The organism is Novosphingobium sp. TCA1 (assembly GCF_009811895.1).
Lineage (GTDB): Bacteria > Pseudomonadota > Alphaproteobacteria > Sphingomonadales > Sphingomonadaceae > Novosphingobium > Novosphingobium panipatense_A.
This window is the reverse complement of the sequence record NZ_BLJH01000023.1, coordinates 38,282-54,489: the sequence shown is the minus strand read 5'-3', so window position 1 is coordinate 54,489 and position 16,208 is coordinate 38,282. Positions and strand designations below refer to the sequence as shown.

General features: G+C 58.7%; 13 protein-coding genes. 9 read left to right on the top strand and 4 right to left on the bottom strand.

Annotated elements, in window-relative coordinates; all coding sequences use genetic code 11:
• The first annotated feature begins 884 nt into the window (after positions 1–884).
• The 5 genes from NTCA1_RS21470 to NTCA1_RS21450 all read left to right on the top strand — a co-directional run bounded on the left by NTCA1_RS21470 (position 885) and on the right by NTCA1_RS21450 (position 9,147).
• Entirely contained in the window at positions 885–3,701 is a 2,817-nt protein-coding gene (locus NTCA1_RS21470; protein ID WP_201282559.1) for a PAS domain-containing protein, read from the top strand.
• A 558-nt stretch (positions 3,702–4,259) separates the two neighbouring features.
• Positions 4,260–4,829 carry a type 1 glutamine amidotransferase domain-containing protein gene (locus NTCA1_RS21465; protein WP_159831777.1) on the top strand — a complete coding sequence of 190 codons (570 nt, stop codon included), beginning with the start codon at positions 4,260–4,262 and terminating at the stop codon, positions 4,827–4,829.
• Between the two features lie 224 nt (positions 4,830–5,053).
• On the top strand, positions 5,054–6,130 hold the full coding sequence (locus NTCA1_RS21460; RefSeq protein WP_159831776.1) for a catalase family protein: 1,077 nt from the start codon (positions 5,054–5,056) through the stop codon (positions 6,128–6,130).
• A gap of 12 nt (positions 6,131–6,142) precedes the next feature.
• On the top strand, positions 6,143–8,407 hold the full coding sequence (locus NTCA1_RS21455) for an FdhF/YdeP family oxidoreductase (protein WP_159831775.1): 2,265 nt from the start codon (positions 6,143–6,145) through the stop codon (positions 8,405–8,407).
• A 161-nt stretch (positions 8,408–8,568) separates the two neighbouring features.
• Positions 8,569–9,147 (top strand): PRC-barrel domain-containing protein, encoded by a 579-nt coding sequence (locus NTCA1_RS21450; protein ID WP_236549504.1) that lies wholly within the window; start codon positions 8,569–8,571, stop codon positions 9,145–9,147.
• Between the two features lie 139 nt (positions 9,148–9,286).
• On the opposite strand, the gene NTCA1_RS21445 is transcribed toward NTCA1_RS21450, so the two are convergent.
• The gene (locus NTCA1_RS21445; RefSeq protein WP_236549503.1) at positions 9,287–11,746 is read right to left on the bottom strand and encodes a PAS domain-containing protein; all 2,460 of its coding nucleotides are present in this window, start codon (positions 11,744–11,746) and stop codon (positions 9,287–9,289) included.
• 318 nt (positions 11,747–12,064) lie between these two features.
• The gene (locus NTCA1_RS21440) at positions 12,065–12,280 is read right to left on the bottom strand and encodes a hypothetical protein (RefSeq protein WP_159831773.1); all 216 of its coding nucleotides are present in this window, start codon (positions 12,278–12,280) and stop codon (positions 12,065–12,067) included.
• An 881-nt stretch (positions 12,281–13,161) separates the two neighbouring features.
• On the opposite strand from NTCA1_RS21440, the gene NTCA1_RS21435 reads away from it, so the two are divergent.
• From NTCA1_RS21435 to NTCA1_RS28540, 3 genes are read left to right on the top strand one after another with little or no spacing between them, the layout of a single operon-like run.
• Complete coding sequence (locus NTCA1_RS21435; RefSeq protein WP_086494087.1) at positions 13,162–13,668, top strand: hemerythrin domain-containing protein; 507 nt, start codon at positions 13,162–13,164, stop codon at positions 13,666–13,668.
• Between the two features lie 12 nt (positions 13,669–13,680).
• Entirely contained in the window at positions 13,681–13,869 is a 189-nt protein-coding gene (locus NTCA1_RS21430; RefSeq protein WP_159831772.1) for a hypothetical protein, read from the top strand.
• Positions 13,866–14,042: a hypothetical protein gene (locus NTCA1_RS28540; protein WP_167381951.1), complete on the top strand. Its 177-nt coding sequence runs from the start codon at positions 13,866–13,868 to the stop codon at positions 14,040–14,042. Before NTCA1_RS21430 ends, NTCA1_RS28540 begins: the two co-directional genes overlap by 4 nt.
• 26 nt (positions 14,043–14,068) lie before the next feature.
• Here the strand turns inward: NTCA1_RS28540 and NTCA1_RS21425 are convergent, their stop codons facing one another.
• Together NTCA1_RS21425 and NTCA1_RS21420 are read right to left on the bottom strand one after the other, a co-directional pair.
• Positions 14,069–14,728 carry a DUF6766 family protein gene (locus NTCA1_RS21425; RefSeq protein ID WP_159831795.1) on the bottom strand — a complete coding sequence of 220 codons (660 nt, stop codon included), beginning with the start codon at positions 14,726–14,728 and terminating at the stop codon, positions 14,069–14,071.
• Positions 14,729–14,741: 13 nt separating this feature from the next.
• Positions 14,742–15,359 carry a class I SAM-dependent methyltransferase gene (locus NTCA1_RS21420; RefSeq protein ID WP_086494115.1) on the bottom strand — a complete coding sequence of 206 codons (618 nt, stop codon included), beginning with the start codon at positions 15,357–15,359 and terminating at the stop codon, positions 14,742–14,744.
• A gap of 181 nt (positions 15,360–15,540) precedes the next feature.
• Here NTCA1_RS21420 and NTCA1_RS21415 point away from each other — a divergent pair, with 181 nt between their 5' ends.
• Entirely contained in the window at positions 15,541–16,146 is a 606-nt protein-coding gene (locus NTCA1_RS21415) for a flavodoxin family protein (RefSeq protein WP_159831771.1), read from the top strand.
• Positions 16,147–16,208: the final 62 nt, after the last annotated feature.

The window sequence follows — 16,208 nt, the reverse complement described above, 5'->3', positions numbered from 1 at the left end:
TATAGAACAAATTAGGCTGGCAGCGCGCCATGCCTCAGCAGAATAGCGCCGACTTCACCCACATCGGAGTCTGGCCCATCGACACCGCTGTTACACTGCCCGTGCTCACCTGTTCGGCCGAGCGCTTAACGCCTCGAGTGTAGTGGCCGATCGTGCAGATCGGCCATAGTTCGCAGTCGGATCCCCAGTCTCGGTGTAATTGAGGCCCCCACTAGTCCGGCCGTCCTTGGAGAGACGTCAGCAGCGGCAAATTTAGCGGCAAACACGCACTTTGTGATGGTGACGCCATTCCGTCCAACAGCGCCGATCATGCCCTCTGTGATCGTGCCCGCTCCAATGTCGCGGTCGGTCATAGCGGCGATAATCTCGGTGTTGGTGTCGGTGCTCATAGCGATGCCGATCGCGAGGGTGCGCGTCAGCCGCAACGGCCATGCCCAGGCTGGTCGCCGCTATCGCAAGTGCAACGGATATCTTGAAAATATTCATAGTCGCCTCTTGTGAAGAGAGCTCCACAGACGGCTAACTCGATTAACTGCCGATGTATATGAAGGTGAAGCGTTATGCCTGTGGTGTCAGATGCCCCTGAATGTTCCGCCGGCATGCCAGATGATCCATTCGGCAAAGACCGGTGACGGGCCGGATGCACTGGCGCCGCCTGGCCTAACCGCCGCGATCTCGGCCCGCCCGGTCTCGGCCCGTTTACTGGTACTTCAAGCTCCGATTTTCTCTATGGGCTTTTAGACTTGACGCTTCCCCAATGCGGTGCTCCGGCATTTTTCCAAGCTTCTGCGCACGTTGGTTCTGGCGGCATGAATCAACCGCTTCAGCTAGATCGCGCTTTGCCATGCCGATATAGAAATGTCCGCAAACAGGAGCCAAAAGCATTGCATCCAACCGGCGCAGAAGAACCGACCCGGCACGAACTCGAAGCCATGATCGCGCGGCTGCGCGTCGATGGGGATCGCCTCAAGCTGGCTCTGGCTGCCGGAGCGATCATCGGCACCTGGCTTTGGGACGTGCCCGCCGATCGCTTCACGGTCGACGAAGCCTTTGCCGACGCCTTCGGCCTGGACCCTGCGCTCGGGCGCGAAGGGATTAGCCTGAAGCAGATCGTCGAAACAGTTCATCCCGATGACCGGGGCGGCCTTATATCGGCGATCGACAGGGCGCTTGCTCACGGCGGACGCTATTCCCACGAGTATCGCGTTCGCAGGACGGACGGCCACTACCACTGGATCGAGGCGAATGGCCATGTGGTCCTTGATGGAGCCGGCGCGCCGATCAGCTTCCCCGGCGTCCTCATCGATCTGAGTGAACGGCGCCGCGTCGAGGCCGAGCGCGACCGGGCCGAGGCGATGCTCAATAATTTTGTGGGGGCAATGCCAGGCGTCGTCTATGCCAAGGACCGAGATGGTCGCTTGATGATTGGCAACCAGGGTACGAGTGAACTGATCGGCAAGGCGCCGCACGAATATATTGGCCGAACCGACCTCGATGTGCTGGAGGACAAGGAGCAGGCGGCGGCGATCATGGCAACGGACCAGCGGATCATGAAATCCGGGGTATCGCAGCAGATCGAAGAAGATGTGAACTTTCCAGATGGTCGGCGTGCCATCTGGCTCTCCACAAAATCGCCCCTGCGCGGTGCAACAGGCGAAGTTATCGGACTCGTTGGCACGTCTCTTGATATCACTGAGCGCAAGGCCATCGAGGCAAGCCATCGCGAGATCGAGGAACGATACCGGCTTGCAATTGGCGCGACCAGCGACGTTATCTGGGACTGGCGCCTGGCCGACGGAGATGTCATCTGGAATGATGCTCTAGCCACGCGCTTTGGCCATGCTTTCGTGCAGACCAGTGCCGAGTGGTGGCTCGACAATATCCATCCCGATGATCGCCAACGCATCGAGGCAAGCATCCACGCCGTCATCGATCACGGCGGCACAGGCTGGGCCGACGAGTACCGCTTCAAGCGAGCCGACGGAAGCTACGCATTCGTTTTGGATCGCGGAACTGTGCTGAGAGATGCCGCGAGCAAGCCTCTCAGGATGATCGGCGCCATGCTGGATCTAACCGAGCGCAAGCGCGCTGAAGCCGCTTTGACCCAAAGCGAGGAACGGCTGCGACTTGCCACCGAAGCGTCCGACACTGGTCTATGGGACGTCGATCTTATAGATAATATTCTGATCTGGCCGCCTCGCACCAAAGCCATGTTCGGCATTTCGCCGGGCGTGCCGGTGTCCATGCGGGACTTCTATGACGGTTTGCATCCAGACGACCTCGAGCGGACTAGTCTTGCTTTCGCCGCCGCCGCCGATCCCGAGCAGCGTGCCCTTTACGATGTAGAATATCGCACCGTCGGCAAGGAAGACGGTATCATTCGCTGGGTCGCAGCCAAAGGGCGCGGCGTTTTCGAGGATGATCGGTGCAAGCGGGTCGTCGGCGTGGCGATCGACGTCACCGCCCGAAAGGCAGATGAAGAGCAGCTGCGCGAACTCAACGAGCGGTTGGAATCGCGTGTTGCAGAGGAAGTCGCGGAACGGACCAAGGCCGAAGATGCGCTGAGACAAAGCCAGAAGATGGAAGCTGTTGGCCAGCTGACCGGAGGCATCGCGCACGACTTCAACAATATGCTCGCCGTCGTCATCGGATCGCTCGACCTGCTTGCTCGCCGCATGGCTCAGGATGATCAGCGTGCAAAGCGCTATGTCGATGCGGCGATGGATGGCGCGCGCCGGGCTGCGCAGCTTACGCAGCGACTTCTTGCCTTTTCTCGCCAGCAACCTCTCCAGCCCGAAGTGGTCGATGCGAACAAGCTTGTCGCAGGAATGTCCGATCTGCTGCGACACACGCTGCCGGACCTTCAGCCTGAAACCGTCCTGGCCGGCGGATTATGGCGCACTTTCGCCGACCCCAATCAACTTGAGAACGCCATCCTCAACCTTGCTGTCAACGCCCGTGACGCGATGCATGAGGGTGGGCGATTGACTATCGAAACCGCCAATTGCCATCTCGACGAACGCTATGCAGCTGGTCACCTTGGTCTTTCCACCGGTCAATATGTGATGATTGCGGTAACTGACACGGGAAGCGGCATGCCGCAGGAAGTCATTGCCAAAGCGTTCGACCCCTTCTTCACGACCAAGGAAGTCGGCCGCGGCACAGGGCTTGGCCTCAGCCAGGTCTATGGCTTCGTCAAGCAATCGGGCGGCCATGTGAAGATCTACTCCGAACCGGGCCAAGGCACCACGGTCAAGGTTTACCTTCCCCGCCTTGTCGCCGCAGTTGAGGAGCTGGAGCCGGCCGTACAACCTTACGACCTGCCTCGGGGTGAAAGCCGGGAAGTCATCCTTGTCGTTGAGGATGAACCAGGCGTGCGGCAATTTTCGGTCGATGCGCTAAGCGAGCTTGGATACAGAGTTCTGGAGGCCGATGGTGCCGCAGCGGCGCTAAGGCTCATCGACGCGCATAGCGAAATCGCGCTTTTGTTCACGGATGTGGTTATGCCCGAGGTTAACGGTAGAAAGCTTGCCGATGAAGCGCGCAGGCGGCGACCCGGTCTGAAGGTACTTTTCACGACAGGTTACAGCCGCAATGCGGTTGTTCATAACGGTGCGCTTGACCCTGGCGTACATCTGATCGGCAAGCCTTTCACATTGGAGGACTTGGCTGCATGTGTTCGCAAAGTAATCGAAGAGTAGGCAACATCTCTCCTTTCGGGAGACTCGATGACAGCAGAATAAGAAAAACGTCGTAGCTTGCAACGGGACTTGGAGCAAACTGCATTTGCCAATTCAGAGTCTGCGCTTCAGGCATTTTTTATTTTGCTGACGCTTCTGAGGCTGATCGGAATTGGGAATATTGCGCCCATGATCCGCGTTTGTGAGGGAAGGAAAAGCGCGTCGGCAAGTTTCGGCAATTGCGTTTCTGTGCGCCTGCCATGCCCAAAAAATAGCATCCGCACGCGCACGAAATCTGACTGCGTCCAGAGTATTATCTTCGCGTGACGGCGTTTTATGCATGGCTCGAAATCAGATAATTGTTGATCTCGTCTGAACGCATCCTCTCCGCGACAGGTTCCCTTCCTTAAGACATGCTGAAACGATAGCCGTCGCGCGCAAATGGTGTTTCCTCGCAAAATTTCCTTCGGAGCGGACGCCAGCGGGATCGAGGATGATGGCTCATGGGTTGAAAGGCTCAGGCGGTCCGAACCGGATCGTACGATCTAGCTTACTATGCCCAAGCCCATAGGAGATCCAATGGCCCTCGAAAATCGATCAATCGCTCTGCTCATTGCTCCGCGCGGAACGGAGGAGCGGGAATTTGTCGAGCCCAGACAGGCGCTGGAGCAGGCAGGCGCGAATGTCACCGTCATCAGTCTTGAAACAGGTCCTGCCCATACGAACAACAACGATCTGGATCCCGGCAATAGTTACGCCGTGGACGAGATATTTGCCAATGTGTCCGCAGACAGGTTTGACGGCCTGGTCATTCCCGGCGGAAGTGTGGGCGCGGACAAACTTCGCGCAAGCAGGAAGGCCGTGCAATTTGTGCGAGCATTCTTCGAGGCCGGCAAACCTGTTGGTGCTATCTGCCACGCGCCGTGGTTGCTTGTGGAGGCGGGCGTGCTGAAAGGCCGTACGATCACCTCGTTTCCTTCAATCCGCACAGACATCGAGAATGCAGGCGGGAACTGGGTCGATGAGGAAGTGGTCGTCGACAAGGGCCTGGTGACGAGCAGAAAGCCGGACGATCTCCCGGCTTTCTGCGCCAAGCTTATCGAAGAGTTCGAAGAAGGGCGACACTCTTCACAGACAGCTCGCGACTGACTTACCATCAACAAACCCTCCTCGCGGCCTGCCTGGTTTTGCTGCGGGGAGGTCGCAAGCCAGCATCTTGAATCGATAGGGCTCGAAGCATCAACGGTCGCGGGTTCGGTGTCCTTGACGGCCCGATCATCAAGTCCCGGCACTGATGCGCCTCCGGACGGTTGTTCCTTCCATACATAGAGGCTGCGCGATTGCCGCAGGTCTTGCCTTCAGGAGCATTGCCCATGACTTTTTCGCCGCCACTGCCCTATTCTCTCGATATCGAGAACCTGCAGGATGATGAGGACGAGACGCTCGCCTCGATCAATGCCTCATTCGACAAGATCCTGCAGACGACCCATGAAGATTACGGCCGGGCAGTGCGCGCAGTCCACGCTAAGGCACACGCGATCCTTGAGGGTTCATTCCAGGTCGCCGGGGCCCTGCCCCGCGAATTGGCCCAGGGACTCTTCGCCTCGCCAGGCGACTACCGCGCCTACCTGCGGATATCGACAAACCCAGGTGACATCCTGGACGATGCCGTTGCACTGCCGCGCGGCGTTGCACTCAAGGTGATCGGCGTCGAGGGCGAACGGCTGCCGGGCGCCGAAGGAAGAACGCAGGATTTTGTCATGGTCAACGGCCCGGTCTTCACGGCGCCCGATGCCAGGAAGTTTGCTCGAAGCCTCAAAATGCTAGCGGCGACGACTGACCGAGCTGAAAGTGTTAAAGTCGCGGCTTCCAAAGTGCTGCGGGCAGTGAATGCGGCCCTTGGCACGATAGGGCTTGAGAGCACGGTGCTGGCAGGGCTAGGCGGCGCGCCGCAAGTCGACCCATTGGGCGAAACATACTTCAGCGTGACGCCTTTTCGCTACGGAGAGTATGTGGCCAAGTTCCGATTACGCCCAGTCGGCCTGGCGCTCACCGAATTGGCCGGCAAAAAGGTCATGACCAAGGGACATCCCAACGCAATTCGCGAGACAGTGCGCGAGGACATGGCCGGAATCGACGCCGAATGGGCTTTCGAGGTTCAATTACGCCGCGACGCCAATCGCCAGCCCATCGAGGATGCTTCGGTTGAGTGGAAAGAAGACGAGGCGCCTTTCGTCGAGGTGGCCCGCTTGCGTGTGCCGCGTCAGGATAGCTGGGATGCCGATCGCGTGCGGGCAGTCGATGAAAATATGCGCTTCTCGGTTTGGACAGGCCTTGCCTCGCATCGACCGCTGGGAGGGATAAATAGGGTACGGCGAGGTGCTTACCAGCATTCAGCCGATTTCCGGGCCGCTGCCAATGGCTGCCCCATGCACGAACCCGCGAATTGAGAGGACATCTGCATGGACGATCTGGTAAAGCCCCAGAGCTACGACGGCGCCACCGGGGGATGGGGTTCGCTGAAAGGCATGGCGGAGGTGGAACGCCAGGCCAAGGCGTCGCCGGCGGCGCTTCGGACGCTGGCAGAACAGAACAAGCCGGAAGGCTACATGTGCAGTTCCTGCGCCTGGGCCAAGCCCCCCAACCCTCACGTCGCCGAATTCTGTGAAAATGGCGCCAAAGCCACCCTCTGGGATCTGACCTCGAAGCGATGCACGGCGGCGTTTTTCGCCGCGCATAGCGTGGCCCAGCTTGGCGAGTGGTCCGATCACGATCTCGAGATGGCCGGTCGGCTCACGGAGCCTCTTCGCTACGATGCCGCCATCGATCGCTATGTGCCCGCTTCATGGGACGAGGCTTTTGCGGCAATTGGGAAGAAGTTGCAGCGCCTGGAGCCGAAGTCCGTCACTTTCTATGCCTCGGGCAAAGCGGCGCTGGAGCCGTCATATCTTTATGGACTTTTCGCACGCATGTACGGGCACAACAACCTGCCCGACAGTTCCAACATGTGCCACGAAACGACATCGGTCGGCCTCAAGAAAGTCATCGGCTCACCGGTCGGTACCTGCACGTTTGATGATCTGTCTCACTGCGACGCGATCTTCTACCTTGGTCAGAACCCCGGCACCAACAGCCCGCGCATTCTCCATCCGCTCAAGGATGCCGTCGAACGCGGGTGCAGGATCATCGCCTTCAATCCTCTGCGGGAGAAAGGGCTTCTGGAATTCGCCGATCCGCAAGATCCCTGGCAAATGACGCTTGGGGCGCCAACGAAAATTGCTCATCAGTTCCTGCAGGTGCGGCCGGGGGGCGACATCGCCGCGCTCATGGGAGTTTGCAAGCGGGTTCTCGATCGCGAAGCGCACAAAGGCGGTATCCTCGACCGCGCTTTTCTCGACGAGCATTGCAAGGGCGAGGCCGACTTCATCGCCAAGGTCGAGGCGACCGATTGGCCAGAGATAGAACGTGTTTCCGGCATCCAGCGCGCCGAACTGGAAGCAGCAGGCGATGTCTATGCCGAGGCGAGCAATGTGATCGGCATCTACGGCATGGGCCTGACGCAACAGGTGCATGGCTCGCAGACGATCGGCATGCTTGTGAACCTGCTGCTTCTTCGCGGCAACATCGGTCGCAAAGGCGCAGGCTGCCAACCTATTCGTGGCCACTCCAACGTACAGGGCCAGCGTACAGTGGGAATTTCCGAGAAGCCGGAACTTGTCCCGCTCGACAAGCTTCGCGAGATCTTCGGCTTTGATCCGCCGAGCGACAAGGGCCATACCACGATCGAGTTCCTGGGCGCAGTCCTCGATCGTAGCGCCAAGGGATTCATCGGGCTTGGCGGCAATCTTGCGCGCGCGGTACCAGATCAAGCGCGCGTTCATCCCGCCTGGCGGGATCTGGAACTCACAGTCCATATCGCCACACGCCTCAACCGCACGCATCTACTACCGGGCAAAGAGGCCTACATCCTCCCCTGCCTTGTCCGCGCAGAAGAGGACCTGCAGGCGACGGGTCCGCAAACAGTCACTATCGAAGACAGTTTCAGCCACATCTACGGGTCGATAGGCCGCCGGGAACCGGCCAGCCCCAGCCTCAAATCCGAACTTGCTATTGTCGCTGCCATTGCCAAGGCGACGCTGCCGCCGCGCCCCGAGTGGCGATGGGACGAATGGACCGGTGACTATGGCGAAGTTCGCGATCTTATCGCCCGTACCTACCCGGACGAATTTCATGACATGAGCGGGAGGATGAACACGCCAGGCGGCTTTTACCGCGGAAACCCGGCGCACGACCGCGAGTGGAAAACGCAAAGCGGCAAGGCAGAGTTTACGGTGCCCGACACGCTGAGCGCCAATGGCATCAAGGACGCGGCCGGACGATACACCTTGTTGACGCTACGCTCGAACGACCAGTTCAATACTACCGTATACGGCCATTCGGACCGTCTACGCGGACTGAAAGGCTCGCGCATGATCGTGATGATGAATCCCTTGGACATGGCGGCAGCCGGCCTTCAGCAAGGTTCGCAAGTGCAGCTTGTGACCGATGTCGAAGACGGCTTTGAGCGCGCGGTGGGCGGCCTCGCGGTAACACCGTATGATCTCCCTCGAGGGGCTCTCGCGGGCTATTTTCCCGAACTCAATCCGCTCATCCCGATTGGACATCACGACCGGCTCTCGAAAACCCCGGCGGCGAAGGGCATTCCGGTCCGCATGCGGCCAGACTGAACGCGCATCAGAACTGCTACTTTTAAACGTGGTCCCAAGTGGCCCTCGCTTAACATTGATTAACGTGGTTGTTCCTGGCGTGGCGCAACGCAGCGTTCACGAAAGGGTTGTGGACTTAACCCGCGACTTGCCGGGCTGGGCCTACAAACAGGATCACTTGCTTGACCGAGTACGCCGAATGGGCCGCACCGATAGCGACAATGATTGCCGCGATAATGACTGCGTCGAACCTTGGCGCGCGCATGACCGGCTTCGGCTTCGTCGTCTTTACGGTTGGCTCGATCGCATGGACCGCGTTTGGAATGGCTACCAATCAGACGAGTCTGATCGCCGCCAACGGTTTTCTCACGGTGGTGAACCTGATCGGCGTATGGCGCTGGCTTGGTAGACAGAGTACCTACGAGGAAGGTGGCCGATCGGCACGCGTTGCCAGTCACCACTCCTCCGCTCCTTCCCTTTTCACCGCCAACGGTCTACCCGGCATGGCGATCGAAGATTGCTATGGGAAGCGTATCGGTAAAGTCGTGGAAGCCCTGCTGGAATGTCGCACCGGCAAAGTGCGCCATGTCGTCATCGCCAGCACAGCGGGAATAGGGCTGGAAGAGCATCTGCGCGCCATTCCCGCATCGACGATCTCCTTCGGCGCAGATAGGGCCAGACTGCGCATCTCGGCGACTGAATTTGCGAAGATTGCACCGCTCGATGGTGGGGACTGGTCAGAGATAGGCTATCGGCGATGAGCCGATAGCCGACCTGCAGGGCCAGGCAAATTGTTCTGGCAGGTGGGCGCTCAACAGATCCTGATCTGCTCTACCTTGGCGAATTTTCCTGCCTTTTGCCGGGATGCAATGGCCAATGAGGCTGGAATTATGCGGCGCTTTAGTCGCCGCCGTCAATCATCGATTGCACTTGGCAAGCAAACTTATCCATCGCGAAAGGCTTGGTCACCATCGCCACGCCCCTTTCGAGAAATCCTGTCGGCAGCGCCGCATTCTCGGCGTAACCGGTCATGAAAAGAACTTTGAGGTCGGGTCTGTGAGCCCTCGCGGCGTCGGCTATCTGGCGACCGTTGAGGCCTGGCAATCCGATATCCGTTACGAGCAGATCCACCCTTTCATCCGACTGAAGGATTCTAAGTCCCTCAGGACCGTCAGTAGCTTCAAGAGCGGTGTATCCAAGTTCTGCAAGGACTTCTCTGATCAGGCCGCGCACCACTGGATCGTCCTCGACGACAAGCACCACTTCGCCTGAGGCCGCTGCTGCATCCGGCTCCTGCGAAGCGACCCGGGGTCGCACCGCACCTTCGTTCATGCAGCGTGGGAGGAAGATGCTGATGCTGGAGCCCCGGCCGGGTTCGGAATGTATCTCGACCCGCCCTTCGGATTGCCGAGCGAACCCGTAGATCATCGAAAGGCCGAGACCTGTCCCCTGTCCCAGGGGTTTGGTCGTGAAGAACGGCTCGAACGCACGCTCGATCGTCGCCTTGTCCATTCCGACGCCGCTATCTTCGACATTGATGCAGACATAGTCGCCCGGGACAAGTTCGCGCCGGCCCTCTGCCTCGGCGCCATCGAAACGACAATTGCGGGTTCGAATCGTAACGCTGCCCCCCTCAGGCATCGCATCGCGCGCGTTAATCACGAGGTTGAGTATCGCGCTTTCAAGCTGATTGGGATCGCAGCGCGTGCCCCACAGATCGCATTCAAAATCCACGGCGACTTTGATGTTTTCGCCCAGCGTGCGGCCGAGCAAATCTTCCATCGCGCGGATCAGCGGATTGACCGAGACGGGACGCGGATCGAGCGGCTGACGGCGAGAGAAAGCCAACAGACGATGGGTCAGTGCTGCCGCCCGGTCCGCCGAAGCCTTCGCGCCTTCGAGCCAGCGCGAAATGTCCAATGTGCGCCCCTCCTCCAGCCTCTTCTGCATTATCTCGAGGGATCCGTTTATGCCCTGCAGGAGGTTGTTGAAGTCGTGGGCAATGCCGCCTGTCAGTTGCCCTACCGCTTCCATCTTCTGCGATTGCCGCAAAGCGTCCTCGGCGGTAGCCAGAGCCTCATCGGCGATCTTCTGTTCGGTTACGTCGCGCCCGTAGGCATAGACCAGCCCGTCCTCCATCGCGGTATGCCAGGAAACCCAGCGTGATCCTCCGTCGATGGTGCGGAACCTGTTCTCGAAACCGACCAGATCTCCCTCGCTCAGCGCGGTTGCTAGTGCTTCGTTACTCGGCGCCAAGTCATCCGCCACGATGAAATCCGCAAAGGGTTTCCCGACAACATCCAGCGCATCAAAACCGAATATGCGGGTCCAGGATGGGCTTACTGCGCGGAAGACCCCTTCGGCATCGACAACCACGACCAGATCGCGGCTGTGAAGCCAAATCCGATCAGCCCGCCGCCGCTCGGCATCGAGCGCCGCAATGTTTGCGAGCGCTCCGCTCACCTGACCCGCGATGAGACGGGCGAAGTCCGCCAACCCTGCCTCGTCGCGGCGATAGGGGCTTAGCGCAAGAACCAGTGATCCGAAGGCCGGCTGATCGCCGGGGCCGGGGATCGCAACGACTAGCGCTTCGCGCGGGGCAATCTCCCAGGCGCCGCTCGGCCAGTTAGCCTCTTCTCGCAGGGTTACGCGGCGAGACTGACCGGCCGGCAAGGCGGTCTGGCCGGCATGCCAGTCGTGCCCCGCTATATCTACGGCGTCCGGCGTACAGGCTGCAAAGCGCATGCTTCTTTCTTCGCCGAACGCAAACAGGACAAAGGGAAAATCATACCGGTTGCTGGCGAAAGCATCGCAGACAGCGGCTCGCACCTCCGCTTCGTCCATGGCGCCAACAAGATTGGCGCCCAGACGTCGTATCGTTTCGAGGCGGCGTTCGCCGATGATGCGCTCGGTTTCTTCGCTGACAATGCACAGCAAACCCTCGACATTTCCATCGACACTGTAGAGCGGGCTGTAGGAAAAGCTGTGATAGGTCTCTTCGGGGTGGCCGCTGCGTTCCAGCAGGAGAAGGAGAGCGTTATTCCAAGTCGCTTCACCTGCGCGGACCTTCTCGACCTGGTCGGCGACGTCGGCGTAGACTTCAGCCCAAACCTCGCTGAAGGGTTTCGCAAGCATATCGGGATGCTTGATGCCCAGCGTCGGGATGTAGGCATCGTTGTAGAAGAACAGCAGGTCGTCTCCCCAGCCCAGCCACATCTCGAACTTGGATGTCAGTAGCATGCGCAAAGGGATCTTGAGCGTCTCCGACCAATCGCGCGGATCGCCCAGGGAGGTCGTGCTCCAATCGAACGCCCGCATCCGGCACGCCATCTCTGACTCGCCAGGAAAGATGTCTTCCAAAGATGCGCTTGATGACAAATCCACTTCCCTCGCGCGGCATGCACCGAGGCAAACGCCCATTGGTATCTTTCGTTGCATCATCTCAAGCAGTCAAACGCGCTGAAAGCGCCCCGGCGCAGGCCCTCTTAACGAAAGCGACTAGGGGGTAGGAGAGCGCAAACAAAAAAATCGACAAAGTGCACCTTGTCACGGCTTGTTTGGGCCTCTTGAAGGGAAGCATCGGCTGTACCCGGCCTACCAGCGACACCCCAGATTTCACGCAAGAGCCTGACGTAAGCCACAACCGGGGGCCAGCGGCTTTCCGGGTGTCCTTCCACCTCATTCCATATGCTGCTCAACTCCGGTTTTAGCGCCCTCTTCCGCCGCCTGCGCAACAGACCGCTCGAACATCTTCTTGAGCAACAATCCTACCGCGAAAGTTACGGAGGCTGTCACGACTGCCTTTGCGGCAGTTTCTTCCAGCGTATACAAGAGCCGCTTTCTCTCTGCCCGTTTGCTTGCACCGCGGGACAGTTTTCTAAGTCGATCGATCATGCGCGTTGCTCCTTCGTTCGCCCGAAACGGCAAATCCTTGGCGTTTCATCTGCCCTTAGCGGCGGTCAATTGCCCGAACTCGCGAGTTTATCAAAGAGCGCAATGAAACGGTCTGACTGCGCTGAAATCTGTCTGCCGTCTTCAGCCTTCTCTCCGCTCAATCGCACGACTTTTCCGGCAAACTCTTCGGAAACTTCCCCGCTGTCGCTGCCCCACTTGGACCGCGGTCCGGGCGGTCAGCGGTCGGTTTGGGCGCTCTGGGCTCATTGATGTCGGTCGTCACTATGGCGGGGCTTCCCTGGCCCTGCCCAGCAATCGTTGCGTTTGTATCCCCGGGCGAGACTTTTTCTTCGGCTTTGCGGTTAGTGCGCTTGCTGGCCCCCGTTTGATCAGGGTTTTCGGTCGTTTTGGGAGTCGAGGGCACGGTCAGGGTCCTTTCAAGACGTTCTCAGGGGCATCAACACAGTGCGTGCGCAAATGGTTTCAGGATCCAATTGGAATGAAAGACGACTGCTAAAGCTAGGCATGGCAGTGAAGATACGCTGAGCCGTAGCATTGAAGTCGCTATCGAAGGCTTGCTGAGCGCCGGCCCCAATCGCGACCAAAGCGCAGGAGGAAATTGGACGTTTACCCTGAGGTTCGAACGATCACGGGCTTGCCATGCCGAACGTGGCGCGCTGCAGGCTCGGGTCATGTCGCGAAAGACACCAACGCCATGCGCACCGATCTCGAGTGCTGTACGCCCGAGGACTTGCGCGATGATTTCCTCATAACGCTGAAGCTGAATGCAGCTCAGCCCGGCGTCAGCGGAGATGAGGGAGATCGGGGAACGAGTTGGCTTACATCGCACTTATCTAAGTACCCATGCAACGGAGAATCCCATGACACAGTTCACCGATGCAATTGCCCTGCTGAAGGCCGACCACCGGGCTGTCGAAAGTCTGTTCGAAAAGTTCGAGGCTGCGCGGTCACCGGCTCAGAGGAAATCGCTCGCGCACCAGATCTGCGTCGAGCTCAAGATCCACACGGCCATCGAAGAAGAAATCTTCTATCCGAGTTTTCGAGGCAAGATCGAGGACGACACCCTCGACGAAGCTTATGTCGAACACGACGGCGCCAAGATTCTGATCAACGACATCGAGGCAGCCTCGCCAGAAGACAGCTTCTTCGCAGCCAAGCTCAAGGTGCTGTCCGAAGAAATCAAACATCACGTCCATGAAGAGGAAATGCCCTCCGAAGGCATGTTCGCGCAGTGCCGCAAGGCGGACATCGATCTTGTCGAACTGCGTGACCGCATGCTGGCACGCAAGACCGAGCTTCTGGCCATGTCAAAATCGGACGGATTGCCGGTGGCAAAGCCCACTGCAGTCAATCTTGTTACAGCCTGAAGGAGTGATCTGATGATTAAAACAGACGATAACGCAAGCAAGCGAGGTCCCTTGGGTGACGTTCGTCCCGACGCTGTCGATCCACATCTGCAGAAGGAAGGCGCCTTGAAACCTGAAGAGGTCGATGATCGCCCCAACGTCGGCGTGGTGAAGCCAGAAGACTATCCGGAGGATCAACGCGCCAAGGGCACAACCAAATGATCAACGATCACGACAAGCCGAGCGCTCGAAGGCGCGGGCGCGCCGGCATTTTCGTGGTAGCAGTTATTCTTGCCGTCATCGTTTTGGTCTTCGCCGGTCGAAACATCTGGCACGCAGAAAAACTGGACCAGGAACAAGAGACCGGCGTCAAAGAGCACAACGGTCTCAGCTGAGGGACGGCTGCGCCCTCCATCCTTAGTCAGTTCCCGGTCTGGTCGTGGCGGGCTGCGACGGGTTTCGATTCAGGAGATTCCCGTTGGCGCAGGAAAATCGATAGAACCACCAAAATGGCGGTCGACAGAAACTCGCTCTGCCAATTTTGAAACGATTCGAACCATAGCTGGGGATCCAGGAGATAATCCATCAGCGTTGACGGCACATCACCATGACGCAGCGCTTCCTCTGCCGCTGAGCGCGCGCTTTGCGTCCAATGGATCACGAAAGATATCAGGAACAGGGCGCCCAGTGCAGTTCCGAGAGATCGGGCGTAAAGTTCACGCCAGAATCGCCCCCGCTTGAGAATATGAGGCGCCCCAGGTTTGTTTGCCTGAAGGGCAAGATCGGCATCGCGAGGCGGGGCCTCAGGATTTTTGGATTCCGATGATCCCTTTTGCACAAGAATAGCCGTGAGGATCACGTAGGCGGACATCTGAAGAAACTCGCTCTCCCAGTTTTCGAAAACAGAGGAAAGGAATTGGGGACCTCGCGCATAGGCCCACAGACTATCGGGGGACTGTCCGTGGCGGACCGCTTCCTCGGTCGCGACCCGCCATCCGGTAAACCACTGGCCTAGGATGCTGCATGCGAAGAGCAGCAACAGTACGAGCGTCAGACCATTACTTTTAAAAAAGGTGCGCATCACTAAATCTTCCTTAAAGCGCAGATGAGGCGATAGAAGGAGACCGGCGATTGCTGGCCCAATAGACGTGGCAAGGAGGAATGTTCCACCATTCATAGCTGCTGCGAACCGACGAGAAATGCCGCTGCAGCAGAGGCTTCACACTCTTCCTCATCTGATAGGCGGCGAAAATGCCGCTTGGCATAAGAATCGATGCGCTGGCGTCGACGATTTGCTCCGCCACAACGTCATCGAGCGTCGAGAATGGCAATCCCGATATGATGCAATCGGCATGCGACAGGCCGTGATCGTAAAGAATTTTTTTGACGTCCTGCGCACAGCCGCGAACTACGCAAAGTCGCGGATCCCGTAAGGATGCCTTCAGGTGTTCGAAGAATTCGCCCCCGGGCTCAATCGCAATTAATCTAGCCCCCGGATGCAGCCGCGCCAGCGCTGCTGACGTAAATCGGCCTGTTCCTGGGCCGAACTCCACCAATACCCTCATTCCCGCCCAATCGATCCGCTGGAACACGCGCTTAACCAAACGCTGCGTTGCTGGAAACGCCGATCCGACCTTCGCCGGGTCCCGGATAAACTCTGAAAAGGAAATTCGCGCGCTGCTCGTTGGTGACGGGATGGGCTTGCTCGACATCGGCTTTCCTCGCGAACCATATACGATCGCAACATGCAGCGATGCGAGCGGTTCCACCATCTTCCGAACGAACAGGACACGGCACGCGGCGAAGTAACTCAATCCTGTGAACCCATCCATCCGCCAGACGTTGCTTATTCAAGCGGTCCCAGACCGAGATCGCCTTCCACGGAGATCCTCGATGGTGCTCAGAGCCCTGGCTATCAATTGCTCGCTGAAATCAGATCCGAACGAGGCATCTTCGAGCGATACGATGATCGCGGTGCTAGAAAAGGCTTTCGCTGAAAGAGAAGTTTTCCTCACCGAAACCGTCCGCGTCGCGTCCCTCAATATCATGCCAGGTGTGACATCTGACGAGGGGAAAGGCGACGACTGGCCAGCGCTTCGCGATAAGATCCTGGACCACGACATCCTGGTGTTCGGCGGCCCGATTTGGATGGGGCAGATCGGCAGCGTCGCCAAACGCGTCCTGGAGCGCATGGATGCGTTTCTCAACGAAACCGACAAGGCCGGGCGCATGCCTAGCTATGGCAAGGTCGCCGTTGCGGCAATCGTTGGAAATGAGGACGGCGCGCACTTCTCCTGTGCGCAGTTGTTTCAGGCACTCAACGATGTCGGATGGACGATTCCTGCGGTTGCTGCCTGCTACTGGGTGGGCGAAGCGATGGGCTCGACCGATTTCAAGGATCTGGAAAAGACCCCCGAAATCGTCTCGAAGACTGCGGATATGGTGGCAGGCAATGCCGCTCACCTCGCCCGGCTTTTGAAGAGCGCACCCTACCCCTGATGATGCATGAACAACAGGCCGACCACGAATTTCCAGTGAGAGGACGAACAATATGACGAGCA

Coding starts and splice junctions, on each gene's coding strand:
- NTCA1_RS21420 (WP_086494115.1), bottom strand. CDS start 15,359: ATGTCGAGCAAGCCCATCCCGTCACCAACGAGCAGCGCGCGAATTTCC.
- NTCA1_RS21440 (WP_159831773.1), bottom strand. CDS start 12,280: ATGATCGATCGACTTAGAAAACTGTCCCGCGGTGCAAGCAAACGGGCA.
- NTCA1_RS21465 (WP_159831777.1), top strand. CDS start 4,260: ATGGCCCTCGAAAATCGATCAATCGCTCTGCTCATTGCTCCGCGCGGA.
- NTCA1_RS28540 (WP_167381951.1), top strand. CDS start 13,866: ATGATCAACGATCACGACAAGCCGAGCGCTCGAAGGCGCGGGCGCGCC.
- NTCA1_RS21415 (WP_159831771.1), top strand. CDS start 15,541: ATGGTGCTCAGAGCCCTGGCTATCAATTGCTCGCTGAAATCAGATCCG.
- NTCA1_RS21435 (WP_086494087.1), top strand. CDS start 13,162: ATGACACAGTTCACCGATGCAATTGCCCTGCTGAAGGCCGACCACCGG.
- NTCA1_RS21460 (WP_159831776.1), top strand. CDS start 5,054: ATGACTTTTTCGCCGCCACTGCCCTATTCTCTCGATATCGAGAACCTG.
- NTCA1_RS21425 (WP_159831795.1), bottom strand. CDS start 14,728: ATGCGCACCTTTTTTAAAAGTAATGGTCTGACGCTCGTACTGTTGCTG.
- NTCA1_RS21430 (WP_159831772.1), top strand. CDS start 13,681: ATGATTAAAACAGACGATAACGCAAGCAAGCGAGGTCCCTTGGGTGAC.
- NTCA1_RS21455 (WP_159831775.1), top strand. CDS start 6,143: ATGGACGATCTGGTAAAGCCCCAGAGCTACGACGGCGCCACCGGGGGA.